The following is a 24,776-nucleotide window of genomic DNA, read 5'->3' on the forward strand; positions in this document are numbered from 1 at the left end:
GAGGGTATGCATGGCAGTGCGGAAACGGTCGATGGGTGTGGTCGCGGTCCTGGCGGCGACCGGGCTGGGGTTGGCCGCCTGCGGCCAATCGTCCGGCGGAGGCGGTGACGCCATCGAGTTAACCATCACCCAGAACGCCATCGCGGGCGGGAAGAACGCCGCCGGCGCGAACTTCATCACCAACTGGGTGATCCCCAAGTTCGAGGCGGCCCAGAAGGCGAAGGGCAAGACCGTCAAGGTCAAGTTCGTCCCCAGCGGCGTCGACGACGAGCAGTACAAGACCAAGCTCTCCCTGGACCTCAAGTCAGGCAAGGGCGCGGACGTGATGGACATCGACGGCATCTGGGCCGGCGAGTTCGCCGAGGCAGGCTTCATCAAGCCGCTGTCGGAGGTGGTCGGGGCGGACGCCGACAACTGGGACGGCTGGTCGCAGATCCCCGAGGCCGTGCAGGGCGCGGCCACGTTCAACGGCAAGAAGTACGCCCTGCCCGTCGGCACCGACGGCCGGGTGCTCTACTTCAACAAGACTCTCTTCCAGAAGGCCGGGCTCCCGGCCGACTGGCAGCCGAAGAGCTGGCAGGAGATCCTCGACGCCGGCACGAAGCTGAAGTCCTCCGGCGTGCCCGTGCCGATCCAGATCAACGCCGGCACGGCGATGGGCGAGGCCACCTCGATGCAGGGCGTGCTGCCGCTGCTCGCGGGCGCGGGCGGCGAGGTGCAGAAGGACGGCAAGTGGACCGGCGCCGCGCAGCCGATGAAGGACGCGCTCGGCTTCTACCAGAAGATCTACGGCGGCGGCCTCGGCGACCCCAAGCTCCAGCAGGAGGCCAAGGGCCGCGACAAGTCGTTCCAGCAGTTCGCCCAGGGCAAGATCGGCATCCTGATGGAGGGCGACTACTTCTGGCGCGGCGTCGTCAACCCCAAGGACGGCGTGGCCAAGATGCCCGACCGCGACCAGGTGGTCGGCTACGCCAGGATCCCGGCCATGGAGCCCGGCAAGGGCATCCGCGGCCAGGACTTCGTCAGCATGTCCGGCGGCGCCCTGCGTACGATCAACCCCAACAGCAAGCACCCGAAGGAGGCCTTCGAGCTGGCGGCCTTCACGCTCTCGCCGGATGCGTTGAAGGAGGAGACCAAGGACGGCAACGTACGCATCACGCCGCGTACCGACGTCAACAAGGAGATCCTCGTGAACGAGCCGCTGCTGGCGTACATCTCGGAGCAGGTGATGCCGCTGACGGCCTACCGGCCGCCGGTCGCCGTCTACCCGCAGGTGTCGGTGGCGCTGCAGGAGGCCACCGCCGCGGTGGTGGGCGGCACTGCGCCCGACCAGGCGGCGGCCGACTACCAGAAGAAGCTTGAGGGAATCGTCGGTGGCGCTGGCAACATCGCCTCCTGAGGTCCCCGAGACCGCCGGACCGGCGCGGTACAGCTCGGACGCGGCGGGCCTGGGCAGGCTGCGGGCAGGGGTCTTCGTGGCCCCCGCCCTGCTGCTCGTCGCGGTCTTCCTCGTCTTCCCCGCGCTCTGGGTGCTCTATCTCGGGCTCACGAACTACCGCCTGACCGGCCTCGCCGCGGCGGATCCCCAGTTCGTCGGGCCGGCCAACCTCATCGACGCGGTGAGCAACCCGGAGTTCTGGAGCTCCACCTGGCTGACGGTCGAGTTCGTGGCGGGCTCGGCCGTCATCGGGCAGGTCGGGCTCGGTTTCACGATCGCCTGGCTGCTGCGCGACCGGCGCGGTCCGCTGAAGCGGGTGGTCGAGGGCCTGGTCATCCTGGCCTGGATCCTGCCCAGCGCGATCGTGTCGTTCCTGTGGGTGGCGCTGCTCGACCGCGACGCCGGCACGCTCAACGCGCTGCTCGGCACCCAGGGCTTCGGCTGGCTGCTCGATCACCCCATGCTGTCGATCATCGTGTTCAACATCTGGCGCGGCACCGCGTTCTCGATGATGCTGTACGGCGCCGCGCTCGGGAACGTGCCGCCGTCGCACCTGGAGAGCGCCCGCCTGGCGGGGGCCTCCGGCTGGCAGCAGCTCAGGGACGTGGTGTTCCCGCACATCAGAGGGCACATCCTGACGAACCTGCTGCTGATCAGCCTTTGGACGTTCAACGACTTCACCCCCTTCCTGCTCACCGCGGGCGGCCCCGACGGCAAGTCCGAGATACTGGCCGTGCACGTGTACAAGGTCGCGCTGCAGAGCGGCGAGCTGGGCCACGGCGCCGCGGTCTCCACGATCATCCTGCTGATCAACCTGGTCGTGGCGGTGTTCTACCTGCGGCTGCTCCGGAGCAAGAAATGACGCGTTTCGTGCTGGGCCGGATCGGGTTCTACACGCTGATCGCGGTGCTGCTGGCCTTCTTCACGATCCCGCTGCTGTGGCTGGTGACGGCGCCGTTCACGTCCAACCCGACGTACGAGGTCCAGGTGCCCGACTTCACCTGGGACAACTTCAGGGCGGTCGTCGAGCATCCGTACGCGCTGCCGTCCCTCTACAACTCGCTGCTGCTGTCCGTCGGCACGGCCGTCCTGGTGGTGATCCTGGCCGCGCTGGCCGCGTACGCGCTGAGCCGGGTGCGGCTGCCCGGCAGGGACGCGCTGCTCTACGCGTTGCTGCTGCTGTCGTCGATCATCACGGGGACGGCGGCCATGGTGCCGCTGTTCCAGCTCGCGGTGGAGCTGAACCTCATCGACTCGCAGCTCGGGCTGATCCTCATCCTGACCGGCGGGCTGCTGCCGGCGGCGATCTTCATGCTCAAGGACTTCATGGACTCGACGCCGAAGTCGTATGAGGAGTCGGCGCGGGTGTTCGGGGCCACGCCGCTGCAGATCGTGCGGGACGTGGTGGTGCCTCTCGTGCGCCCGGGGCTGGCGACGATCGCGGTCTGGGCCGTGGCCAACGTGTGGGGAAATTTCCTGATGCCGTACCTGCTGCTGAGCGACGTCGAGAAGCAGCCGGCCGCCGTGATCACGTACACGCTGTACACCGAGGGCGGCCAGGCCAACCTGAGCATGTTGTCCACGTTCGGCCTGCTCTATTCGATTCCCGTGGTTCTCATGTACCTGTTCGTCAGCAAGAAGTACGGCTTCCGCTTCCACGGAGGGATCAAGCGTTAATGGCCGGAATCGAACTACGCGGGCTGACCAAGGTCTACCCCGGCGGGGTGAAGGCGCTCGACTCGCTCGACCTGGCCATCCCCGACGGCGAGTTCTTCGCCCTGCTCGGACCCTCCGGCTGCGGCAAGACCACGCTGCTGCGCACGATCGCCGGGCTGGAGACCGCCACCGGCGGGGCGGTCGTCATCGGCGACAGCGACGTGACCGGCGTGCAGCCGGGCGGGCGCGACGTCGCCATGGTCTTCCAGGACTACGCGCTCTTCCCGCACATGGACGTCACGGACAACATCGCCTACCCGCTGCGCATCAAGAAGGTCGCCAAGTCCGCGCGCCGCGACAAGGCCGCCGAGGTCGGGGCGCGGCTCGGCCTCGAACACCTCATGGACCGCCGGCCAGGGCAGCTCTCCGGCGGGCAGCAGCAGCGGGTGGCGCTGGCCCGGGTGATGGCCACGCAGGCGCAGGCGTTCCTGTTCGACGAGCCGCTGTCCAACCTGGACGCCCGGCTGCGGCTCGAAGCCCGTACGTTCCTGAAGAAGCTCCAGCGCGAGCTGGGCGTCACCACGGTCTTCGTCACCCACGACCAGGCGGAGGCCCTGGCCATGGCCGACCGCATGGCCGTCATGGAAAGCGGGCACATCCGGCAGATCGGCACCCCGGCCGAGGTGTTCCAGCGGCCCGCCAACACGTTCGTGGCCGGATTCATCGGCTCGACACCCATGAACCTGCTGGACGGCACCGTACGAGGTGACACGCTGGAGGTGGCAGGCTGCAAGGTGGCGGTGCCGGCCTCGGCCGAAGGACGGCTGTCCGACGGGGAGAAGATCGTGTACGGCGTGCGGCCCGAATACCTGGCCTACTCGCCCGAGCCCGCGGAGGGCGCGCTGGGCGGCAAGGTGGCCATCGTGGAGAACCTCGGCGCGTCCCATCTGGTGACGCTCGACGTCAACGACGTGACCGTGCAGGCCGTCGTGCCGGAGGGCAGCGAGCCCGCGATCGGCGACGACGGCTACGCGGCGCCCCGGCGCGACCGCGCCCTGGTCTACCGGGACGGGGAATTGGTGTGAGAGGCCACTGGAGCCTGGACGACCGGCTGGAGCGGATCCTGCGGGAGGTGCCGTTCGAGGTGCCCGCCGGGACCGCGGCCGTGTCCGTCCGGCTGTCGTACGACAGGTCGCAAGGGGTGATCGACCTCGGATGCGGCGCGCCGGACGGCTTCCGCGGCTGGTCCGGGGGCGCGCGTGACGAGTACACGATCATCCGCGACTGGGCCACCCCCGGCTACCTGCCGGGCGAGCCGGAGGCCGGGACGTGGCACGTGTGGTTGCGGCTGCACCGGATCCCGCCACAGGGGCTCGACTACGCGCTGGAGATCACCACCTCGGCCGTCGTCCCCGACGAGCCGGTCACGGAGGAGCCGCCGCACGGGCAGCGCCCGCCCCGGCGGGACATCCCTTCCGTCGACGGTCTGCGGTGGTTCGCCGGGGACTTCCACGCCCACACCCTGCACAGCGACGGCACCCTGACCATCGCCGAGCTGGCCGAGCTGGCTCACGGTCGCGGGCTCGACTTCCTGGCCGTCACCGACCACAACACCGTCAGCCACCACCCCTGGCTGGCCAAGATCGACCGCGACATCACGCTCATCCCGGGCCAGGAGGTCACCACCGACCGGGGCCACGCGAACGTCTTCGGTGACGTCGGCTGGGTCGACTTCAGGCAGCCGGCCGACTCCTGGGCCGAGCACGCCGAGCGCGCGGGCGGGCTGATCTCGATCAACCACCCGCTCGGCGGCGACTGCGCCTGGCTGCTGCCCCTCACCCGCCGGCCCCGGATCGCCGAGGTCTGGAGCTCCGGCTGGTGGGACCGCCGCTGGGGCGCGCCGCTGGCCTGGGCGGACGCCTGGCGCGACGACGTGATCGCGATCGGCGGCAGCGACTTCCACCGGCACGGCTCCGACGGCCTGCCGGGCGCGCCGACGACGTGGGTGCTGGCCGAGGACACGAGCGCGGTGCTGGACGGCGTGCGCGCCGGGCGCACCGCCGTCTCCACGGGGCCCGACGGGCCGCTGCTGCTCAGGCTGGGCGACGAGCTGCTCGCGCTGGACGCCGACGGCCTGGTGCTGGTCCGCCCCGACGGCACGCGGCAGGTCGTGCGCGGGGAGCGCGTGCTGCTGCGGGCCATTGACGGACGACACCGCCTGGAAACGTTTGAGAACGAGGTGATCGCACTATGCGAGTGAAGGTCGCTAACGCGCCCGTGAGCTTCGGTGTGTTCGAGCTGGCCACCGAGCCGCCGCCGCTCAGCGCCGACGAGATGGTCCGGGCGCTGTCCGAGGCCGGTTACGAGGGCATCGACTCAGGGCCGATCGGATACCTGGGCACCGGATCCGAGCTTGCCGACCGGCTGGCCGGCAACGGGCTGCTGCTCACGGGCGGCTGGGTGGACCTGCCATACAGCGACGCGGGGGCGTACGAGGCCGCGCTGCCGGTGCTGCAGGCCGCGCTCGACGTGTTCGCCGCCGCGCCCCCGGCGCCGGAGGGGTTCGGGCCACGGCCCACGCTGGCCTGCTCGGGGTCCCCGGGGCGGTTCGCGCGCCCAGGTGGGAGCGTTCCAGGGCTGGCGGCGTCCGAGTGGGCGGGGTACGCCGCCCGCGTGCAGGACGCGACCGACCGTTGCCGCGAGCGCGGGCTGGAACCCGCGTTCCATCACCACCTCGGCACCTACGTCGAGACCCCCGGCGACGTGGAACGGCTGCTGGAGCTGACCGACGTGCAGCTCTGCCTCGACACCGGCCACCTGCTGCTGGCCGGGGGCGACCCGGTGACGGCGCTGCGCGACTGGGCGAGCCGGGTCGACCACGTGCACATCAAGGACGGCGACACGAAGATCCTCGCCCAGGCCCTGGCCGACGGCGCCGACCTGCGCGAGCTCATGGGGCGCGGCGGGTTCGCCCCGCTGGGCGAGGGCGAGCTGGACCTGCCCGCCGTGGTGCGCACCCTCGACGAGATCGACTACGCGGGATGGATCATCATCGAGCAGGACACCCTGCCAGGACGCCGCACCGTCGCCCAGAACATCGCCGACCAGGCGGCCAACCGACAGAAGCTGAAGGACTTGGGGATTTGAGAATCGCGCTGGTGGGATGCGGCGCCGTCACGCAGGCGGTGTACGTGCCGCTGCTGTCGAGGCGGCGCGACCTGTTCGAGGTGACCGCGGTCTGCGACCTGTCGCGGACGCTGGCCGACGCCGTGGGCGACCGGCTGGGCGCTGCCGGTCGCTACACGGTGGTGGAGGAGATGCTCTCCGCCGGAGGCTTCGACGCCGTGCTCGTCCTCGCGTCCGGCTCCCACGGGGAGACGGCGGGCCGGGCGCTGGCCGCCGGGTACGCCGTGCTGTGCGAGAAGCCGCTCGCGCTGACCAGGGCCGAGGTGGCGGCGCTGCCCGAGGGGCGGCTGATGGTGGGCTACATGAAGCAGTACGACCCGGCCGTGAGCCGGGCGGAGGAGCTGCTGGCCGAGCTCGGCGGTCCCGAGGTGATCAGGTCGGTCGAGGTGACCGTGCTGCATCCCAGCGGGGAGTCGCAGCTCGCCTTCGCCAACCTGACGCAGGCACGGGACGTGGATCCCGGGCTGCTCGACTCGCTGCGTGCCGCCGAGCGCGGCCTCGTCTCGCGGGCGCTGGGGGAGTCGGCGCCGGAGCAGGTCAGGGGGTTGTACGGGGTGGCGCTCGGCTCGATATGCCACGATTTGTCGCTCTTGAGGCGCTTTACCGGCTCTCCTGCGGAAATTTCGTACGTTGAGACGTGGGGGCCCGCGCCCGGCTCCATCGAGATCAGCGGTCCCCTGCCGGCCCGGGGCCGGTTCTCCGTCCGCTGGCACTACCTGGAGGACTACCCGGCCTACCGCGAGACCGTGGCCATCCACCACGACAAGGGCTCGCTGGAGCTGGTGTTCCCCTCGCCCTACCTGATGAACGCCCCCACGACCCTCACAGTGGTGTCCGGCGCCGAGAGCCGTACGGAGTACCGCGACGTCACCGAGGCATTCGAAGTACAGCTGGCCGCCTTCCATGCTTTCGTGAACGATGGCAAGCCGCCGCTCACCGACGCGAGCGGCGCGCTGGAGGACATCGTGACGGCCCAGCGGATCGCCGCCCGCTACGCCGTACAGCATTATCTGCCCATTGGAGGGGAGGCAGCGTGAGCGCTGAGATCGTCGTCGTACCGCACACGCACTGGGACCGGGAGTGGTACGAGCCGTTCCAGCGCTTCCGGCTACGGCTGGTGGCGCTGCTCGACGAGGTGCTCGACCAGATGGAGCGCGAGCCCGCCTACCACTTCACCCTCGACGGGCAGCTGGCCTGCGTGGACGACTACCTGGAGGTGCGACCGGAGAACCGCGACCGCATCGCCGCGCTCGTCGAGTCGGGGCGGCTGGCGGTGGGCCCGTGGCAGATCCTGCTCGACGAGTTCCTGTGCTCGGGCGAGAACATCGTGCGCAACCTCGAGCTCGGCATGGCCCGGGCGGACAAGCTCGGCGGGGCGATGCCGGTCGGGTATCTGCCCGACATGTTCGGGCACACGGCGCAGATGCCGCAGATCTTGCGCAAGGCCGGGCTGCTGCACGCCTGCGTCTATCGCGGGGTGCCGTCCTCGGTCACCACTGACGCCTTCGCCTGGGTCGCGCCCGACGGGACGGCGCTGCGTACGCAGTACCTGCCCGCGGGCGGGTACGGCAACGGGGCGTACCTGTTCGCGGACGCGTCCGGTCTGGCCGAGCGGGCGGCCTCGTTCGTGACGACCATGCGGGAGTGGCACGGGCCCGAGGGGCCGCTGCTGGCCATGTACGGCACCGACCACTCGGCGCCCGTGCGCGGGCTCCCGGACATGGTGGCCACGATCGGCGCCCGGATGGACACCTTGTCCGGATATATCGGGGAGTTTTCCGGCGACGTGGACGGACTGCCGCGCGTGGCCGGCGAGCTGCGCTCGCACGCGCGCGCCAACATCCTGCCCGGCGTCATCTCGGTCCGCGCCCACGTCAAGCAGGCCATGGGCCGCGCCGAGCGCATGGTCGAGCGCTACGCCGAACCTCTCGCCACCCTCTGGGGCGGGGAGTGGCCCGGCCGTTTCCTGGACATGGCGTGGTGGCGGCTGGTGGACGCCAGCGGGCACGACTCGGTGACCGGCTGCGGCGTGGACGACACCGCCCAGCAGGTGGCCGCGCGCATCGCCGAGGCCGAGCACCTCGGGCAGGCCGTACGCGACATGGTGACCGCCCGCCTGGCCGGGTCGGTGCCCTCCGACGGGGCGCTCGTCGTCAACCCGACGCCTCAGGTGCGCAGCGGCGTGGTCGTCGTGGACCTGGCCGGGACGGACCCGCTCGTGGACGCCTCCGGCGCGCCGGTGCCGTCGCAGACGCTGGAGTACGCCGGGACGCTGCTGCTCGATGAGGAGATGGACCCGGCGCTCGCGCTGACCTTCGTCCACGGCACCGAGCTCTACGGGCAGCACATCACGGGCTGGTCGGTCGAGGGCGGGACGCTGACGTTCACGGTGGCGCGGGAGACGTCGCTGACCTTCGACGTGCGCGACCTGCACGGGCAGCTGGACGGGGTGAGCCGCGTCCGCATCCTGGCCGAGCCGCGGCGCAAGGTCGCGGCGCTGGTCGAGGTGCCGCCGCTGGGCCACACGAGCCTGCGGCCCGCGCCGCGCGACCAGGTGTACGGAACGCCCGCCTCCGGCCTGCGGCCCATGGAGCACGACCCGTCCTGCTGGCTCGGGTCCGACTCGGCGACCCTGCCGGTGCGCGGGGACGAGCAGGTGCTGGACAACGGCCTGCTCCGGGTCACGATCGCCGACGACGGCACCCTGACGCTGCTGGGCCGGGACGGCACCACGATCACGGGCGCGGGCCGCATCGTGGACGGCGGCGATGTCGGCGACACCTACAACCACGCGCCCCCGCTCACGGACCTGATCGTCTCGCGGCCGTCGTCCGTGGAGACGGAGCTGATCTGCTCGGGTCCGGTGGTGGCCCAGGTGGACGTGCGGCGCACGTACCGGTGGCCCGCTTCCGGCGACGGAGTCCACGGCGCTCCCGAGCTCCCCGCCCCCTCCCGGAGCCTCCGGACCGAGGAGATCGTCGTCACCACCCGCGTCGAGCTGCGGGCCGGCGAGCCGTATGTGCGCCTGCACATCGAGTTCGACAACCGGTGCGAGGACCATCGCGTGCGCCTGCACGTGCCGCTGCCTGCCCCGGCGTCGCAGTCGCACGCCGAGGGCCAGTTCGCGGTCGTCACCCGCGGGCTGACCGCGGAGGGCGGCTGCGGCGAGACCCCGCTGCCCACCTTCCCCGCCTCGTCGTGGGTGGCCGCCGGGGGCGTGGCGGCGCTGCTCGAGCACGTGACGGAGTACGAGCTGGTGGACGGCGAGCTGGCCCTCACCCTGCTGCGCTCGGTCGGCTACCTCTCCCGCAACCGCAACGCCCTGCGCCCCGAACCGGCCGGCCCCCAGCTCCCGACCCCGGCCGCCCAGTCGCGCGGGCTGCGCTCGGTGAGCCTGGCGCTGATGCCGTACCAGGAGTCCTGGCAGGAGGTGGTTCCTCAGGCGGAGACCTTCCGCCACGACCTCCTCGTGGTCCCGGGCCAGGGCGACCGGGCGCTCGCGCTGCCCTCTCCCTCGTCCGGGCTGTCGGTGACGGGCGACGGGGTGGTGATGACCTCGCTCAGGATGCGCGACGACTGGCAGGAGCTGCGGGTGGTGGCGCTGACCCCCGACGCCACGGAAGCCGTCATTTCCGGCGCCTTCGGGCAAGCGCGGCCCGCGGATCTGCGCGGACGTCCCGGGGAGTCTGTGCAGGTCACCGATGGTGTGGTGCGGCTGCCGATGGGGCCGTGGGAAATCGCGACCATCCAAATTCGTCAACTCTGAGTAATGGGTCGAACGCCAGTTGTAATGTTGCGGCATGGTCACGTCGCAACACGAGGGGATCACCAAGATCGCCACCCTCGACTTCGGACACACCGCGCAGATGCTGCGGGCACTGTTCGACCTGCCGATACCGGAATCAGGCGACGCTCGGCTGGGCTCGCCTGATCTATCGGACGCCAAGCCGGCTGTGTGCCGAGCCGACGGCGCGCTGCTCTACGGCAAGGGAAAGGAGAAGCTCGGGGTCATCACGGAGACCCAACGCGGAGAGGACAAGGACAAGCTCTATTCGTGGCTGGAGTACATCGCCAACTTCCGGGCCCGTGAGAGATGTCCCGTCTGCCTGGTGGTCATCTGTCCTGACCGAAAGATCGCCCGCTGGGCGGCCAAGCCCATAGAAACCGGCCATCCTGGGTTAACACTGACCCCGTTGGTCATTGGCCCCGACAACACTCCGGCCATCACCAATGTGGAGGAGGCGGCGGGCAATATCGGGCTGGCCGTCGTCGCAGCCATCACGAAGAACGACGACCCGCTGTTCAAGGACATCCTGGGCACCTTGAACCAGGCTCTGAGCAGGATCGATCGCAAGCTTGCCGGACAGTACGGGCACTACATAAACGTGTCGCTGACTGGCGTGGCACAGGAAGAATGGGGGAGACTCATGGCTATGCAGACCTATCCCTACCAGGGCGAGTACGCCGAGAGCCTGCTGGCTGAGGGCCGGGCGGAAGGCAGAGCGGAAGGCAGAGCGGAAGGCGAAGCCAAGCTTCTGCTGAAGCTGCTGGAGATGCGTGGCATCGCGGTCTCCGAGGAGGTCCGAGAGCGGATCGCTGGCTGTGAGGACACGGCCACTCTCGAGGCCTGGTTTCAGCGGGCGTTCACCGTCGAGTCGGCGGACGGACTCTTTGTCTGAGTCGCCGACTCAGGGCGAGTACGCCGAGAGCCTGCTGGCTGAGGGCCGGGCGGGAGGCAGGGCGGAAGGCAGGGCGGAAGGCAGGGCGGAAGGCAGGGCGGAAGGCGAAGCCAAGCTTCTGCTGAAGCTGCTGGAGATGCGTGGCATCGAGGTGTCCGAGGAGGTCCGTGAGCGGATCGCGGGCTGTGAGGACACAGCCACTCTCGAAGCCTGGTTCCAGCGGGCGTTCACCGTCGAGTCGGCGGAAGAGCTCTTCGACCGCGGCCAAGCCTGAGGTTCCGGCAAACCGGCCCGTCAGGGGCCGGACCCCAGAAGGCCGAGTTGGCGGGCGGCGCGGATGGCCAGCCAGACCTCCGCGAACGCCGAGCTCGATGACAGGTCGCGTCCGGTGAGGGCGGCGAAGCGCCGCAACCGGTAGGCCAGGGTGTTGGGGTGGATGTGGAGCACCGCCGCCGCGTCGTCGGTGTGGCGGTTGCGCTCCATCCACACGCGTACGGACGCCAGCAGGCGCGAGTCGTGGGCCTTGTCGTAGGCCAGCACCTCGCCCAGCACGTGATCCACCAGGGCCGCCAGCGTGGCCGGGTCGTCGGGCAGCCAGCGGCCCGTGGTGTCGTCGCCGTAGTGCACCAGCGGCCTGCCCGACTCCGCCGCGTGCGCGACCGCCCACAGCGCCTCGCGCTGCACCAGTCGCATCGACTCGCCGGGCGGGAACGGGCGGCTCATGCCCGCCCGCACCCCAGGTAGGGCCGCGATGGCGGAGCCGAGCTCGGGTGGGCCCAGGAGGTAGTGGTCGTCTCCTCTTCGCAGCATGAGGTGGGGGAGGTCGTCCAGGGCCCGGCGCAGAGCCTCGTCGGGAGCGCCGCGGACCACCAGCAGGACCGAGTCCTCCGCCAAGGGGAGGCCCAGCCTGGCGAGGCGGCGGCGGGCGGCCGGGGGGTCGAGCACGTCCTGGAGGAGCTCGGCCAGCGTCTCGGCGCCCTCCCTGCGCAGGGTCTCGTGCTCGTGCCTGGCCATCGCCACCTGGAGCGCGGCCACCGTCGCAATGTGCTGGACCACCGCCAGGCCCGCCGGGCGGGCGCCCTCGCGCTCGAAGGCGACCAGGAAGCCCGCGGGGCCGCCGGGCGCGGACACCGGCAGGACGAAGCCGCCGGGGATCGTCGGAGGCGCGTCGGGCTCCTTGGGCAGGACGTCGAGCGCGGGCACGGGCACGCCGGGCAGCAGGGCGCGGCCCTGAGGCGTGCACATGTGGACGTCGTATCCGGACAGGCGCTCCAGGCGGTTGAACAAGGTCGCGTTGTCCAGGTCCTCCGAGGCCAGCCAGCGCAGCGCGCCGAACACCTGGAGCTGGGCGCCGAGGCGGTGGCTCGCGTCCTCCTGGAGCGCCGCCGCCACCTCCTGCGCGATCGCGATGAACGGCACCGCCAGGGGCACCTCCAGCACCGGCATGCCACGCGACTCCGCGGCCTCGAAGAACGCCGGTTGCAGCGGCGGCACGTGGAGCTGGGCCGAGAGCGCGAGGGCCGAGACCCCGGCGTCGTCCAGGCGTTCGAGGTAGGCGCGCTGCCGGGCGGCCGTACGGGGCACGCCGAGGCCTGTCGTCATGATGACCTCGGCCCCGAGCAGCCACGGCGTCGGGTCGTCGAGCTCGCTCACATGCGCCCACGACACCGAACGTGACAGCCCGGCCTCGCCCGCCAGCAGGCGGAGCTGGAGGGCGGGGGAGCGGAGGAGGTCCTCGACGGTCAGCTTGTGCTCAGCCACAACACACACCGTAATACTTCGTGAGTCCTACAATTGTCGCAGGTCAGACGCATGACGAACACTGGGCCGCATGAATCTAGGCCCAGTCGACTCCAGCCGGGTCCCGCGCTTCGCCGGGCTCGCCACCTTCGCCCGCCTGCCCCGCCTCGACCAGGTCGAGCGGGCCGACGTCGCCGTGGTGGGCGTGCCGTTCGACACCGGCGTCTCCTACCGGCCGGGCGCCAGGTTCGGCCCGGCCGCGGTCAGGGAGGCGTCCCGGCTGCTGCGGCCGTACCATCCGGGGCTGGACGTCTCCCCGTTCGAGCGGGCGCAGGTGGTGGACGCCGGTGACATCGCGGCGAACCCGTTCGACATCGGCGCGGCCATCGAGAGCATCGAGGGCGCGGCGGACTCGATCGACGCCAAGCTCGTCGCGATCGGCGGCGACCACACCATCGCGCTGCCGCTGCTGCGGTCCGTGGCCAGGAGGCACGGTCCCGTGGCGCTGCTGCACTTCGACGCCCACCTCGACACGTGGGACACGTACTTCGGGGCGGAGTACACGCACGGCACCCCGTTCCGGCGGGCGGTCGAGGAGGGCCTGCTCGACACCGAGGCCCTCAGCCACGTCGGGATCCGGGGCCCGCTGTACGGCAAGAAGGACCTCGAGGACGACCGGCGGCTCGGGTTCGGCATCCTGACCGCGGCGGATGTCCTGCGGCGCGGCCTCGACGAAGTGATCGACGTGCTGCGGCAGCGCATCGGCGATCGGCCGCTCTACGTGTCCGTCGACATCGACGTGCTCGATCCCGCGCACGCGCCCGGCACCGGAACGCCGGAAGCGGGCGGGCTCACCAGCCGGGAGCTGCTGGAGATCCTGCGCGGACTGGCCGGCCGCAACCTGATCGGGGCCGACGTGGTCGAGGTGGCCCCGGCCTACGACCACGCGGAGATCACCTCGATCGCCGCCTCCCACGTGGCGTACGACCTGGTCAGCTTGCTGGCGATGCAGGAGAAGCAGACATGAGCGGCATCACCGAGATCGAGACCTACGGGGTCGAGCGCATCCCCGACGCCGACCGCACCGCGCGCCCGGCCGACCTGTTCAGGGTGGCGTTCGGAGGTGCGAACACCTTCGCCACCTGCGTGCTCGGCGCCTTCCCCATCCTGTTCGGCCTGTCGTTCTGGCAGGGGCTGGCCGCCACCGTGCTCGGGCTGGTGGTGGGGGCGCTGATCCTGGCGCCGCTGTCGTTGTTCGGGCCGCTCAACGGCACCAACAACGCCGTCTCGTCGTCGGCCCACCTGGGCGTGCACGGCCGGATCGTGGGGTCGTTCCTGTCGCTGCTCACCGCGATCGCGTTCTTCTCGATCTCGGTGTGGTCGTCGGGGGACGCGTTGGTCGGCGGCGCGCACCGGCTGGCAGGGCTGCCGGACACCGACCTGTCCTACGGCGTCGCGTACGGGATCTTCGCGGTGCTCGTGCTGGTCGTGTGCGTCTACGGCTTCCGGTTCATGCTGTTCGTCAACAAGATCGCGGTGGCGGCGGCGTCGCTGCTGTTCGTGCTGGGGGTGTTCGCCTTCGCCGGTGACTTCGACCCCTCCTACCCGGGCACGCTGGCGGCGGGTGACCCGCTGTTCTGGCCGTCGTTCATCGGCGCGGCACTGATCGTGTTGTCGAACCCGGTGTCGTTCGGAGCGTTCCTCGGGGACTGGTCCCGCTACATCCCGGCGAGCACGCCGCGCTCCCGCGTGATGGCCGCTGCGTTCCTGTCGCAGATCGCCACCATCCTGCCGTTCTTCTTCGGCCTGGCCACCGCGTCGATCATCGCGGCCAAGGCCGCCGAATACGTCGACCCGGCCGCGCCCAACTACGTCGGCGGGCTGCTGGCGATCTCGCCGGGCTGGTACTTCGTGCCCGTCTGCCTGATCGCGCTCATCGGCGGCATGTCCACGGGCACGACCTCGCTCTACGGCACCGGGCTCGACTTCTCCAGCGTCTTCACCCGCTTCTCCCGCGTGCAGGCCACGGTCTTCATCGGCACGTTGTCGATCGTGTTCATCTTCATCGGCCGCTTCGCCGCGAACCTCACGCAGAGCATCTCCACGTTCGCCACGCTGATCATCACGTGCACCGCGCCGTGGATGGTGATCATGATGCTGGGTTACGTGACCCGGCGCGGCTGGTACGACCCGGAGGCCCTGCAGGTCTTCAACCGGCGCCAGCGCGGCGGGCGCTACTGGTTCACGCACGGCTGGAACTGGCGTGGGCTGAGCGCCTGGCTGGTGTCGGGGGGACTGGCGCTGATGTTCGTCAACCTGCCGGGGCAGTTCGTCGGGCCGCTCGGAGACCTCGCCGGTGGCGTGGACATCTCGCTGCCGGTCGGGCTGGCCGTGGCCGGGCTGCTCTACCTGGCGCTGCTTGCCGCCTTCCCGGAGCCGCGCGAGGTCTACGGACCCGAGGGGCCGCGGCTGGCCCGCGCCGCCGACACGCCGGTGCTGCCCATCGTGGACGCGGCGGCCGAGCCGGTCACGTGATGGAGCTGGTCGACCTGCGCGCGCGGTCGCGAGGGTCGGTTAGCGGGTGCCCCAGGAGTAGGTCTGCTTGCGCAGCTTCAGGTAGACGAACGACTCCGTGGCCCGTACGGCGGGGATGGCGCGAATTTTGCTAAGAATTTCCAATAGGTGCCCGTCCCCCTCGCAGACCACCTCCACGATCACGTCGAACGAGCCCGCCGTGAGCACCACATAGTCGATCTCCTCGATGGCCGCCAGCTCGTCGGCAACCGCCTCCAGGTCGCCCTCGATGTTGATGCCGATCATCGCCTGCCGGGGGAACCCGAGCGTCAGAGGGTCGGTGACTGCGACGATCTGCATCACGCCGGCGTCCTGCAGCCGCTGGACGCGCTGGCGCACGGCGGCCTCGGACAGGCCCACCGCCTTCCCGATCGCCGCGTACGGCATGCGCCCGTCGCGCTGGAGCTGCTCGATGATCTGCTTGGACAGATCGTCGAGCACCACCGGCCCGGCATTGGCGTTGGTGCGGCGTACGCGCGGCGGCGTCGTCATCGACTGCAGTCCTCCTAAGCGGCCCGGCGTTACGGGCACGTTCCCGCTGAGTTGCCGTCCCGGTGCGACATGTTGTCAGTTCCTGGCCGCCTGTCAAGCGAATTCGTAGCAATTTGGTATCTTCACCACGAAATCCCTTGTTCAGATGCGACGCGCTCTGTCAGAGTCGCGGCATCTCAGCCACGAGGAGGGGCACTTGATCACCCGTCTCCAGAACTTCATCAACGGTGAGTTCGTGGACGCGAAGAGCGGCCGATTCTCCGACGTCATCGATCCGTGTACGGGCGAGGCCTACCTGCAGGCCCCCGTCTCGGGTGCCGAGGACGTCGACGCCGCCTACGCCGCCGCGGCTTCCGCCTTCGAGTCGTGGGGCAGGACCACCCCGGGGGAGCGGGCCAACCTGCTGCTCAAGGTCGCCGACGCGATCGACGCGCGGGCCGACGAGATCAACGAGGCCGAGTGCCGCAACACCGGCAAGCCGCGCGCCCGCATGGCCGAGGACGAGACCCCGGTCGCCGGCGACCACTTCCGGTTCTTCGCGGGCGCGGCGCGCACGCTGGAGGGCCCCACGGCGGGCGAGTTCCTCGCCGAGCACACCAGCGTCATCAGGCACGAGCCGATCGGCGTGATCGGCCAGGTCACGCCCTGGAACTACCCGATGATGATGGCGGTCTGGAAGATCGCCCCCGCTCTGGCGGCAGGGAACACGGTCGTGCTCAAGCCGTCCGACACCACCCCCGCCTCCACGCTCAAGCTGGCTGAGATCCTCGGCGAGGTGCTGCCCGCCGGCGTCTTCAACGTCGTCACCGGCGACCGCGAGACCGGCGCGCTCGTCGTCGGCCACCCGACGGCCTCCATGGTCGCCATCACCGGCTCGGTCGGCGCGGGCATGTCGGTCGCCAAGAGCGCCGCCGACGACCTCAAGCGGGTGCACCTCGAGCTCGGCGGCAAGGCCCCGGTCGTGGTGTTCGAGGACGTCAAGGACCTGCGCAAGGCCGCCGCGGACATCGCCGTCGCCGGCCTCTACAACGCCGGCCAGGACTGCACCGCCGCCTGCCGGGTGCTGGTGCAGGAGAGCGTGCACGACGAGTTCGTGGCCGCGCTGACCGAGGCCGCCGCCGGCACCGTGACCGGGGACCTGGACAACGAGGACGCGCTCTACGGGCCGCTCAACAACGAGAACCAGCTCGCCAGGGTCCAGGGCTTCGTCGACCGGGCACCGGCGCACGCCAAGGTGCTCACCGGCGGCCACCGCGTCGGCGAGAAGGGCTACTTCTTCGCGCCGACGGTCATCGACGGCCTCAAGCAGGACGACGAGATGGTGCAGAACGAGGTCTTCGGCCCTGTGCTCACCGTCCAGACGTTCACCGACGAGGCCGACGCGCTGGCCAAGGCCAACGACGTGAAGTACGGCCTGAGCGGCTCGGTCTGGACCTCGGACCACGGCCGCGCCATGCGCATGTCCAACCGCCTCGACTTCGGCGTGGTCTGGGTCAACACGCACATCCCGTTCGTCTCGGAGATGCCGCACGGCGGCTTCAAGCACTCCGGGTACGGCAAGGACCTGTCGGTGTTCGGCCTGCACGACTACACCCGCGTCAAGCACGTCATGCACTACATCGGCGAATAGGACAGTACCCGGGATGGCTGAGCTGAATGCGATAGAGCTTGAGAACGTCGTCAAGGAGTACCTCTCGCATGGCGAGGTCGTCCAGGCGGTAAAGGGCGTCACGCTGGGCATCGCCGAGGGGGAGTTCTTCTCCCTCCTCGGCCCGTCCGGGTGCGGCAAGACCACGACCATGAGAATGATCGCCGGGTTCGAGCCGCCCTCGAAGGGCCTGGTGAGGCTGCACGGCAAGGACGTCACGAACGTCCCGCCCAACAAGCGCGACGTCAACATGGTCTTCCAGTCCTACGCGCTCTTCCCGCACATGAGCGTCTGGGACAACGTGGCGTTCGGGCTGAAGCAGCGCAAGACGCCGCAGGAGGAGATCAGGCGGCGGGTCGGCGAGATGCTGGAGATCGTCGACCTCACCGGCAGGGAGAAGCGCCGGCCGCGCGAGATGTCCGGCGGCCAGCAGCAGCGCGTGGCGCTGGCCCGCGCGCTGGTCAACCGGCCGCGGGCGCTCCTGCTCGACGAGCCGCTCGGCGCGCTCGACCTCAAGCTCCGCCAGACCATGCAGATCGAGCTCAAGCGCATCCAGCGCGAGGTCGGCATCACGTTCGTGTACGTGACACACGACCAGAACGAGGCGCTGACCATGAGCGACCGGATCGCGGTCATGAACGACGGCCTGGTCGAGCAACTGGCCGGGCCGCGTGAGATCTACGAGCGGCCCGCGACCGCGTTCGTGGCCGGCTTCATCGGCACCTCCAACCTGCTCGCGGGCACCGCGAACAGCGGCGTGCTGAAGATCGGCGGCGGCCGGGTGCTGGTGCCGGGGCACGACGGCGACGTGACGGTGACCGTGCGGCCCGAGAAGATCACCATCGGCACGGAGGAGCCCGCCGAGGGGCTGAGCGCCGTTCGCGGGACCGTGGCCGAGGTGGTCTACCTGGGCACCTACAACAGCTACGCGGTGAGTCTCGCTGACGGGGCCAGCGCGACCGAGCGTAGCGAGGGCGCCAATCAAGCACGCCACTTTGGTGATGATCGTTCCGCCGCTCGCGGCGGAACGATCATCACCGTGTTTCAGCAGAACGCGCTTGACGCCACGGCCACCGCGGAGCGGGGCGACTCCGTGTGGCTGTCGTGGCAGGCGCGGCACTCGTACGTGATTGGAAGTTGACAGCACCCCATGAACCACCCCATGCCCCGCTCCCGTCGTGACGTCTTCCGGATCGCCGGGTTCTCCGCCGCCGGGCTGGCCCTGGCCGCCTGCGGTGTTCAAGGACAGAAGGCCGCGCCGCCGAAGGCCGACGCGGTCAAGGACTACTGGGCGAAGCAGACCAAGCACGGCAAGGTCGTCTTCGCCAACTGGCCCGAGTACATGCCGGAGGACCAGGCGCCGCTGAAGAAGTTCCAGCAGGCCACCGGCATCTCGTACGAGTACAAAGAGGTCATCCAGGAGAACGCCGAGTTCTTCGGCAAGGCCGACCCCGTGCTGCGCGCCGGGCAGTCCCTGGGCTACGACATCGTCGTCATGACCAACGGCGTGCAGCTCCAGCACATGATCGACCTGGGCTACGCGACCCCGCTCGACCACTCCCAGCTGCCGAACTTCGCGGCCAACGCCGGTCAGAAGTACAAGGAGCGGGCCTACGACCCGGGCAACAAGTACACGGTGCCGTACACGTCGGGCGTGACCGGGATCGCGTACAACACCGAGTACGTCGACGAGGACATCACCAGCATCGAGTCGCTCTTCGATCCCAAGTACAAGGGCCGGGTCGGCATGATGTCCGACGCGCAGGAGATCGGCAACTTCGCCATGTTCGCGCTCGGGATCGATCCCGAGAAGTCGACCGAGGCCGACTGGAAGAAGGCCGGGGAGAAGCTCAAGGCGCAGCGCGACGCCGGAATTGTCCGGAAATATTATGACCAGAGCTACATTGACGCCGTGGCCAAGGGCGACGTCTGGCTGACCATGGCCTGGTCGGGTGACGTCTTCCAGCGCCAGCTCGCCGGCGAGCCCGTCAAGTTCGTGGTGCCCGAGGAGGGCGGCACGATCTGGACCGACAACATGCTCATCCCCAAGGGCGCGGCCAACCCGGTGGACGCGCTCATGCTCATGGACTACCTCTACCAGCCGGCGGTGGCCACCGAGCTGGACGAGTTCATCCAGTACGTCACGCCGGTCCCCGCCGTGCAGGACCTGCTGCGGGAGAAGGCCAAGACGGCCAAGGGCAAGGACAAGAAGGCCCTCGAGGACATGGTGAACAGCCCGCTCATGTTCCCCACCGAGGCCGACTACGCCAAGCTGCGCAGTTACACCCCGCTGACCACCAAGCAGGAGCAGGTCTTCAACCCGATCTTCCAGTCCGTCACCCAGGCATAACGCATGAGGCGGCTCACCCCCTACCTCCTGGCGCTGCCGAGCTGGCTGTGGCTGGCGATCTTCCTGGTCGTGCCCATGGCCGCGATGGCGTCGGTCTCCCTGCAGACCGGCAACGCCATCGACGGCTTCGCGATGACGTTCAGCTTCTCCAACTACAGCGACGCGCTCGGCAGGTACGGCACCCAGCTGGCGCGCTCGCTGGTCTACGGCGGGCTCGCCACGGCAGCCATGCTGGTGATCGGGTATCCGGTGGCGTACTGGATCGCGTTCAAGGGCGGCACGCGCAAGTCCGTGTACCTGTTCCTGCTGCTGCTGCCGTTCTTCGTGTCGTTCGTGCTGCGGACGATCTCGTGGAACTTCCTGCTGTCGGACAACGGCATCCTGTTCGGCACGCTGAAGGGCTGGGGGCTGCTGCCCGCGGACTTCCACGTGCTGGCCACGACGGTCGCCGTGGTTGGCGGGCTGACGTACAACTTCCTGCCGTTCATGATCCTGCCGATCTACGTGTCGCTGGAGCGGGTGGACCCGCGGGTGATCGAGGCGGCACAGGACCTGTACGCGACGCGGACGGCGGCCTTCCGGCGGGTGGTGCTGCCGCTGTCGCTGCCGGGGGTGTTCGCCGGGGTGCTGATGACGTTCGTGCCCGCCACGGCTGACCCGATCAACGCGCAGATCCTCGGCGGTACGGCCAACACGATGATCGGCAACATCATCCAGACCGAGTACCTGACGAACCTCAACTACCCGACCGCCTCGGCGCTGTCGTTCACGCTGATGGCGGTGCTGCTGGTGGGGATCTTCATCTACGCCAGGGCGCTCGGGACGGAGAACGTGCTCGAGGCGGCGGCCCGATGAGGGGCGCTCGGCTCGGGGACCGGCTCCTCCACATCTACACCTGGATCATCATCGTCTGGCTGTCGTCGCCGATCGCCGTGATGATCCTCTTCGGCTTCAACGACAAGAAGAGCAAGTCGAACACCTCCTGGCAGGGCTTCACGCTCCGCTGGTACGCCGAGCTGTTCGACATCTCCGACCTGACCGTGGCGCTGCGCAACTCGCTGGTGATCGCCGCGGTCAGCACCGTCATCACGGTCGTGATCGGCACCATGCTGGGGCTGGCGCTCGGGCGGCACCGCTTCCGCGGCAAGGGGCTCACGAACTTCCTGGTCTTCGCCGCCATCTCCACGCCCGAGCTGGTCATGGGCGCGTCGCTGCTGTCGTTGTTCGTCTCCGGGAACGTGCCGCGCGACGCGAACACGGTCATCATCGCCCACGTGCTGTTCTCGGTGTCCTTCGTGGTGGTGACGGTACGGGCGCGGATCGTCACGCTCGACCCGTCGCTGGAGGAGGCGGCCAGGGACCTGGGGGCGACGGCGTGGGGGACGTTCAGGCAGGTGACGCTGCCGTCGATCATGCCGGGCGTGATGGCCGGCGCGATGTTGTCGTTCGCGCTGTCCATCGACGACTACGTGGTCACCAGCTTCGTCAACGGCTCGACCGTCACCTTCCCCCTGTGGATCGTGGGTGCGGTGAAGACGGGTATCCCACCGCAGGTCAACGTCATGGGTACGCTGATCTTCGGCATCGGGGTGCTGATCGCGATCGGAAACGCGGTGGCGGCGCGGCGCCGTACCTAAATAAACCTCCACGAACTTCGTAGGGAAGTGGGATTTGTGGATCCGCTGAAGGCGCTTGCTGATGCGGAGCGCAAGCCGTACTGGCTGGACAGCCCGGCCAGACCCGAGCCGCGACCGCGGCTTGAGGAGAACACGAGTGCCGACCTGGTCGTCGTCGGCGGAGGCTTCTCGGGGCTGTGGACGGCCCTGATGGCCAAGGAACGAGACCCCTCGCTGGACGTCGTCCTGCTCGAAGGGCGCAGGATCGGCTGGGCGGCCACCGGGCGCAACGGCGGGTTCTGCCTGGCGACCCTCACCCACGGCCTGCCCAACGGCCTGGAGCGGTGGCCGGACGAGATCGACCGCCTCGAGCGCATGGGGGTGGCCAACCTCGACGAGATCGAGCGCACCCTGGAGCGTTACGGCATCGACTGCTCGTTCGAGCGCACCGGGGAGCTGCACGTGGCCACCGAGCCGTGGCAGCTCGACGACCTCCACGAGCACCTGGACCTGATCTCGGCGCACGGGCTCGACTACCTGCCGCTCGACCAGGAGCAGGTTCGGGCCGAGGTGAACTCGCCCACCTACCTGGGCGGGCTCTGGGACCGCAGCGGGTGCGCCATGCTCGACCCGGCGCGGCTGGCGTGGGGGCTGCGGGACGCGTGCCTCAGCCTGGGGGTGCGGGTCTACGAGCGCAGCCCCGTCCGCTCACTGGGAGACGACGGCACGACCATCACGCTGCGCACGCCGTACGGCGCGGTCGGCGCGCGCCGGGTGGCGCTGGGCACGGGGGTGTTCCCGCCGCTGCTGCGCCGGCTCAAGCACTTCGTGGTCCCCGTGTACGACTACGCGCTGATGACCGAGCCGCTGAGCGGCGCCCAGCTCGCCGAGGTGGGCTGGCGCAACCGCCAGGGCGTCGGCGACTCCGGGAACCAGTTCCACTACTACCGGCTGACCGACGACAACCGGATCCTGTGGGGCGGCTACGACGCCGTCTACTACAACGGGGGCCTGGTCAAGTCCGAGTACGAGCAGCGCGACGAGACGTTCGTCAAGCTCGCAGAGCATTTCTACGACACGTTCCCGCAGCTCGGCGACGTGCGGTTCACGCACAGGTGGGGCGGGGTGATCGACACCTGCAGCCGGTTCAGCGCCTTCTACGGGCAGGCGCACGGCGGGCGGCTGGTCTACGCGACCGGCTACACCGGGATGGGCGTGGGAGCCACCCGGTTCGGCGCGAACGTCATGCTCGACCTGCTGTCGGGCGAGCCCACCGAGCGGACCGAGCTGCGGATGGTCAAGGAGAAGCCGGTCCCGTTCCCGCCCGAGCCGGTCCGGTCCGGGGTCATCCAGGTCACCCGGTGGTCGATCGCGCAGGCCGACCAGCACCAGGGCAAGCGCAACCTGTGGCTGCGCACGCTCGACCGGATGGGACTGGGGTTCGACTCGTGACCCGGGTGGAATTCATGGCGGACGGCCTCACGCTCGTCGGGGACCTGCGGGTGCCCGGCGGCGTGGGGCCGCGCCCCGCGCTGGTTTTCACGGGGCCACTCACCGGGGTGCGCGCCCAGGTCACCGGGCGGTACGCGGAGCGGCTGGCCGAGCGAGGGTACGTGACGCTGGCCTTCGACCATCGGAACTGGGGCGAGTCCGAGGGGCTTCCGCGCCGGGAGGAGGATCCCCAGGGCAAGCTGCGCGACCTGCGGGCCGCCGTGTCGTTCCTGCGGTCGCGGGACGAGGTGGACCGGGAGCGGATCGGGGTGGTGGGGGTATGCCTGGGTGGCGGATATGCCCTGAAATTTGCCGCTTTTGATCCTCGCGTCCGGACATTTACCGGTATTGCGGGCGCGTACAACAACCCCTACTCCATGCGGGCCGGGATGGACTACCAGTCGGTGCTGGCGGGGCTCACGGATGTCCTGGAGCGGCAGGATCTGGGCGGCGCCGTCGAGTACATGCCCGCGGTCGCGGAGGAGGGCGAGGCCGCCATGCCGGGCGACGAGCCGTACGCGTACTACGGCACCTCGCGGGGCGCCTCGCCCCATTGGTCAAATTCGGTGACCAGGGCCAGCGTGCGGGAGCTGGTCACGATGGACAACATGATGGGAGCGGACTTCCTGTCACCGAAGCCGGCGCTGATCGTGCACGGCGTCATCGACCGGTTCTGCCCGCCCGAGGGGGCCGAGGAGGCCTACCGGCGGCTCGACCAGCCGAAGAAGCTCGTCTGGGTGGACGCCAAGCAGCACATCGACCTCTACGACCGCGAGCCGTACGTCACCCAGGCTGTGGACGCGACGGCCGACTTCCTCGCCGAGCACCTCTGACGTCCGTGTGGTAGCGGCTCCGCAAGGCCGCGCTGAAAGCCTGGCCAGGAAAGCGCGTGTCATGGCGGGCCGCGCCGCCTCGCGGAGCATGCTCCTTGTGACCCCCGATGAGATCATGGGGGTGGCGCGTGCGCGCGAAGTGGATGGCGGCCTGGTCGATGCTGGTGCCGGTGCTGGCGGCGGGGTGCGGGACCGAGAGCGGGCCGGTCGCGCCCGTGGCGGTGAAAGCGCCGATCAAGGTCGCCCGCTGCGTCATGAAATTTCCCGACCCGCGCGCCGCCGCCACGGCCCGCGTCCGCCTCGAACGCGACATTTCCCGGTACGTGAGCACGCGCCCCGGCCGGATCGTTTACGGCGCGCTTGACCTGGTCACCGGGGTGTCGTTCGGAGAGGGAGAGCACCGACACGACATCATCACCGCCAGCGGCGCCAAGGTGGACATCCTCGCCGCGCTCCTGCTCCGCGGCACCGGTGAGCTGGACGAGGAGGAACGCGACCTGGCAGCCCGCATGATCACAGAGAGCGACAACAGCGCGGCGGACGCCCTGTGGTCGCGGGTCGGCGGCTCGATGAGCGATTTCTACACCAGGGTGGGGCTCCGGGAGACCACGCCGGGTCCCGGCATCTACTGGGGCGGCACCACCACCAGCCCCGCAGACCGCATCCGCCTCATGAAGGTCCTGGTCAAGGGCGGCAGGGGCCTGACCGCGCCCGACCGGAGACTGGTGCTGGACCTGATGTCCCGGGTCCAGAAGGACCAGTCGTGGGGCGTCAGCGCCGCTGCCCGGCCCGGGGACCGGGTGGCGCTGAAGAACGGCTGGACGCCGCGCCCGTTCGTCGGCAACGCGTCGTGGGCCGTCACGAGCTACGGCCGGATCGTGGGGCCGGGCCGCGACCTGCTGCTGTCGGTGCAGACCGACCACCAGCCGGGGGAGGGGGCGGGCATCGAGACCATCGAGGGCGTGGCCCGCCTGATCGGCGCCCGCCTCGACACTCTCTCCCCGACCATCACCCGCCCCTGCCCGACCAGGCCCATCGCCTGAATGCCTGCGTGGTGTCGCCTGGCCGACTCC

General features: G+C 69.8%; 22 protein-coding genes. 20 read left to right on the top strand and 2 right to left on the bottom strand.

The window, feature by feature from the left end; genetic code table 11:
• Window positions 1-10 precede the first annotated feature (10 nt).
• The 10 genes from ACIBVN_RS28945 to ACIBVN_RS28990 are packed head-to-tail and all read left to right on the top strand — an operon-like array spanning window position 11 to window position 11,233.
• Complete coding sequence (locus ACIBVN_RS28945) at window positions 11-1,399, top strand: extracellular solute-binding protein (protein WP_397141592.1); 1,389 nt, start codon at window positions 11-13, stop codon at window positions 1,397-1,399.
• Window positions 1,374-2,300, top strand: coding sequence for a carbohydrate ABC transporter permease (locus tag ACIBVN_RS28950; RefSeq protein WP_397141594.1), 927 nt, complete (start codon window positions 1,374-1,376; stop codon window positions 2,298-2,300). Before ACIBVN_RS28945 ends, ACIBVN_RS28950 begins: the two co-directional genes overlap by 26 nt.
• The gene (locus ACIBVN_RS28955; RefSeq protein ID WP_397141596.1) at window positions 2,297-3,115 is read left to right on the top strand and encodes a carbohydrate ABC transporter permease; all 819 of its coding nucleotides are present in this window, start codon (window positions 2,297-2,299) and stop codon (window positions 3,113-3,115) included. The genes ACIBVN_RS28950 and ACIBVN_RS28955 overlap by 4 nt, the downstream gene beginning before the upstream one ends.
• Window positions 3,115-4,179, top strand: coding sequence for an ABC transporter ATP-binding protein (locus ACIBVN_RS28960; RefSeq protein WP_397141598.1), 1,065 nt, complete (start codon window positions 3,115-3,117; stop codon window positions 4,177-4,179). The genes ACIBVN_RS28955 and ACIBVN_RS28960 overlap by 1 nt, the downstream gene beginning before the upstream one ends.
• On the top strand, window positions 4,176-5,354 hold the full coding sequence (locus tag ACIBVN_RS28965) for a CehA/McbA family metallohydrolase (protein WP_397141600.1): 1,179 nt from the start codon (window positions 4,176-4,178) through the stop codon (window positions 5,352-5,354). Before ACIBVN_RS28960 ends, ACIBVN_RS28965 begins: the two co-directional genes overlap by 4 nt.
• Entirely contained in the window at window positions 5,345-6,241 is an 897-nt protein-coding gene (locus ACIBVN_RS28970; RefSeq protein WP_397141602.1) for a TIM barrel protein, read from the top strand. Before ACIBVN_RS28965 ends, ACIBVN_RS28970 begins: the two co-directional genes overlap by 10 nt.
• The gene (locus tag ACIBVN_RS28975) at window positions 6,238-7,317 is read left to right on the top strand and encodes a Gfo/Idh/MocA family protein (protein WP_397141604.1); all 1,080 of its coding nucleotides are present in this window, start codon (window positions 6,238-6,240) and stop codon (window positions 7,315-7,317) included. The genes ACIBVN_RS28970 and ACIBVN_RS28975 overlap by 4 nt, the downstream gene beginning before the upstream one ends.
• Complete coding sequence (locus tag ACIBVN_RS28980; protein ID WP_397141606.1) at window positions 7,314-10,046, top strand: glycoside hydrolase family 38 C-terminal domain-containing protein; 2,733 nt, start codon at window positions 7,314-7,316, stop codon at window positions 10,044-10,046. The genes ACIBVN_RS28975 and ACIBVN_RS28980 overlap by 4 nt, the downstream gene beginning before the upstream one ends.
• A 34-nt stretch (window positions 10,047-10,080) precedes the next feature.
• Window positions 10,081-10,959, top strand: a complete 879-nt coding sequence (locus ACIBVN_RS28985) for a hypothetical protein (RefSeq protein WP_397141608.1) — start codon at window positions 10,081-10,083, stop codon at window positions 10,957-10,959.
• Window positions 10,952-11,233 carry a hypothetical protein gene (locus tag ACIBVN_RS28990; protein ID WP_397141610.1) on the top strand — a complete coding sequence of 94 codons (282 nt, stop codon included), beginning with the start codon at window positions 10,952-10,954 and terminating at the stop codon, window positions 11,231-11,233. The genes ACIBVN_RS28985 and ACIBVN_RS28990 overlap by 8 nt, the downstream gene beginning before the upstream one ends.
• Window positions 11,234-11,253: 20 nt before the next feature.
• On the opposite strand, the gene ACIBVN_RS28995 is transcribed toward ACIBVN_RS28990, so the two are convergent.
• The gene (locus tag ACIBVN_RS28995; protein ID WP_397141612.1) at window positions 11,254-12,720 is read right to left on the bottom strand and encodes a PucR family transcriptional regulator; all 1,467 of its coding nucleotides are present in this window, start codon (window positions 12,718-12,720) and stop codon (window positions 11,254-11,256) included.
• Window positions 12,721-12,790: 70 nt separating this feature from the next.
• On the opposite strand from ACIBVN_RS28995, the gene speB reads away from it, so the two are divergent.
• Together speB and ACIBVN_RS29005 are read left to right on the top strand one after the other, a co-directional pair.
• Window positions 12,791-13,726: an agmatinase gene (gene speB, locus ACIBVN_RS29000; RefSeq protein ID WP_397141614.1), complete on the top strand. Its 936-nt coding sequence runs from the start codon at window positions 12,791-12,793 to the stop codon at window positions 13,724-13,726.
• Window positions 13,723-15,234, top strand: coding sequence for a purine-cytosine permease family protein (locus ACIBVN_RS29005; protein WP_397141616.1), 1,512 nt, complete (start codon window positions 13,723-13,725; stop codon window positions 15,232-15,234). Before speB ends, ACIBVN_RS29005 begins: the two co-directional genes overlap by 4 nt.
• 39 nt (window positions 15,235-15,273) lie before the next feature.
• Here the strand turns inward: ACIBVN_RS29005 and ACIBVN_RS29010 are convergent, their stop codons facing one another.
• Complete coding sequence (locus ACIBVN_RS29010; protein ID WP_349455573.1) at window positions 15,274-15,765, bottom strand: Lrp/AsnC family transcriptional regulator; 492 nt, start codon at window positions 15,763-15,765, stop codon at window positions 15,274-15,276.
• 196 nt (window positions 15,766-15,961) lie between these two features.
• On the opposite strand from ACIBVN_RS29010, the gene ACIBVN_RS29015 reads away from it, so the two are divergent.
• The 8 genes from ACIBVN_RS29015 (at window position 15,962) to ACIBVN_RS29050 (ending at window position 24,746) form a co-directional block, all read left to right on the top strand.
• Window positions 15,962-17,395: a gamma-aminobutyraldehyde dehydrogenase gene (locus ACIBVN_RS29015; protein WP_397141618.1), complete on the top strand. Its 1,434-nt coding sequence runs from the start codon at window positions 15,962-15,964 to the stop codon at window positions 17,393-17,395.
• Between the two features lie 13 nt (window positions 17,396-17,408).
• Window positions 17,409-18,554, top strand: a complete 1,146-nt coding sequence (locus ACIBVN_RS29020; RefSeq protein WP_397141620.1) for an ABC transporter ATP-binding protein — start codon at window positions 17,409-17,411, stop codon at window positions 18,552-18,554.
• A gap of 21 nt (window positions 18,555-18,575) precedes the next feature.
• On the top strand, window positions 18,576-19,763 hold the full coding sequence (locus ACIBVN_RS29025) for a spermidine/putrescine ABC transporter substrate-binding protein (protein WP_397141622.1): 1,188 nt from the start codon (window positions 18,576-18,578) through the stop codon (window positions 19,761-19,763).
• A 3-nt stretch (window positions 19,764-19,766) separates the two neighbouring features.
• Window positions 19,767-20,618 carry an ABC transporter permease gene (locus ACIBVN_RS29030; protein WP_397141624.1) on the top strand — a complete coding sequence of 284 codons (852 nt, stop codon included), beginning with the start codon at window positions 19,767-19,769 and terminating at the stop codon, window positions 20,616-20,618.
• Window positions 20,615-21,400, top strand: a complete 786-nt coding sequence (locus tag ACIBVN_RS29035; RefSeq protein ID WP_397141626.1) for an ABC transporter permease — start codon at window positions 20,615-20,617, stop codon at window positions 21,398-21,400. The genes ACIBVN_RS29030 and ACIBVN_RS29035 overlap by 4 nt, the downstream gene beginning before the upstream one ends.
• Before the next feature lie 36 nt (window positions 21,401-21,436).
• Window positions 21,437-22,831 carry an NAD(P)/FAD-dependent oxidoreductase gene (locus tag ACIBVN_RS29040; RefSeq protein WP_397141628.1) on the top strand — a complete coding sequence of 465 codons (1,395 nt, stop codon included), beginning with the start codon at window positions 21,437-21,439 and terminating at the stop codon, window positions 22,829-22,831.
• A complete protein-coding gene (locus ACIBVN_RS29045; protein ID WP_397141630.1) occupies window positions 22,828-23,703 on the top strand; it encodes an alpha/beta hydrolase in 876 nt (291 codons plus the stop codon). Before ACIBVN_RS29040 ends, ACIBVN_RS29045 begins: the two co-directional genes overlap by 4 nt.
• Window positions 23,704-23,831: 128 nt before the next feature.
• Window positions 23,832-24,746: a serine hydrolase gene (locus ACIBVN_RS29050; protein WP_397141632.1), complete on the top strand. Its 915-nt coding sequence runs from the start codon at window positions 23,832-23,834 to the stop codon at window positions 24,744-24,746.
• Window positions 24,747-24,776 lie beyond the last annotated feature (30 nt).

The sequence above is a fragment of the Nonomuraea sp. NPDC049400 genome (assembly GCF_044466425.1).
In the GTDB taxonomy this organism is placed as follows: domain Bacteria; phylum Actinomycetota; class Actinomycetes; order Streptosporangiales; family Streptosporangiaceae; genus Nonomuraea.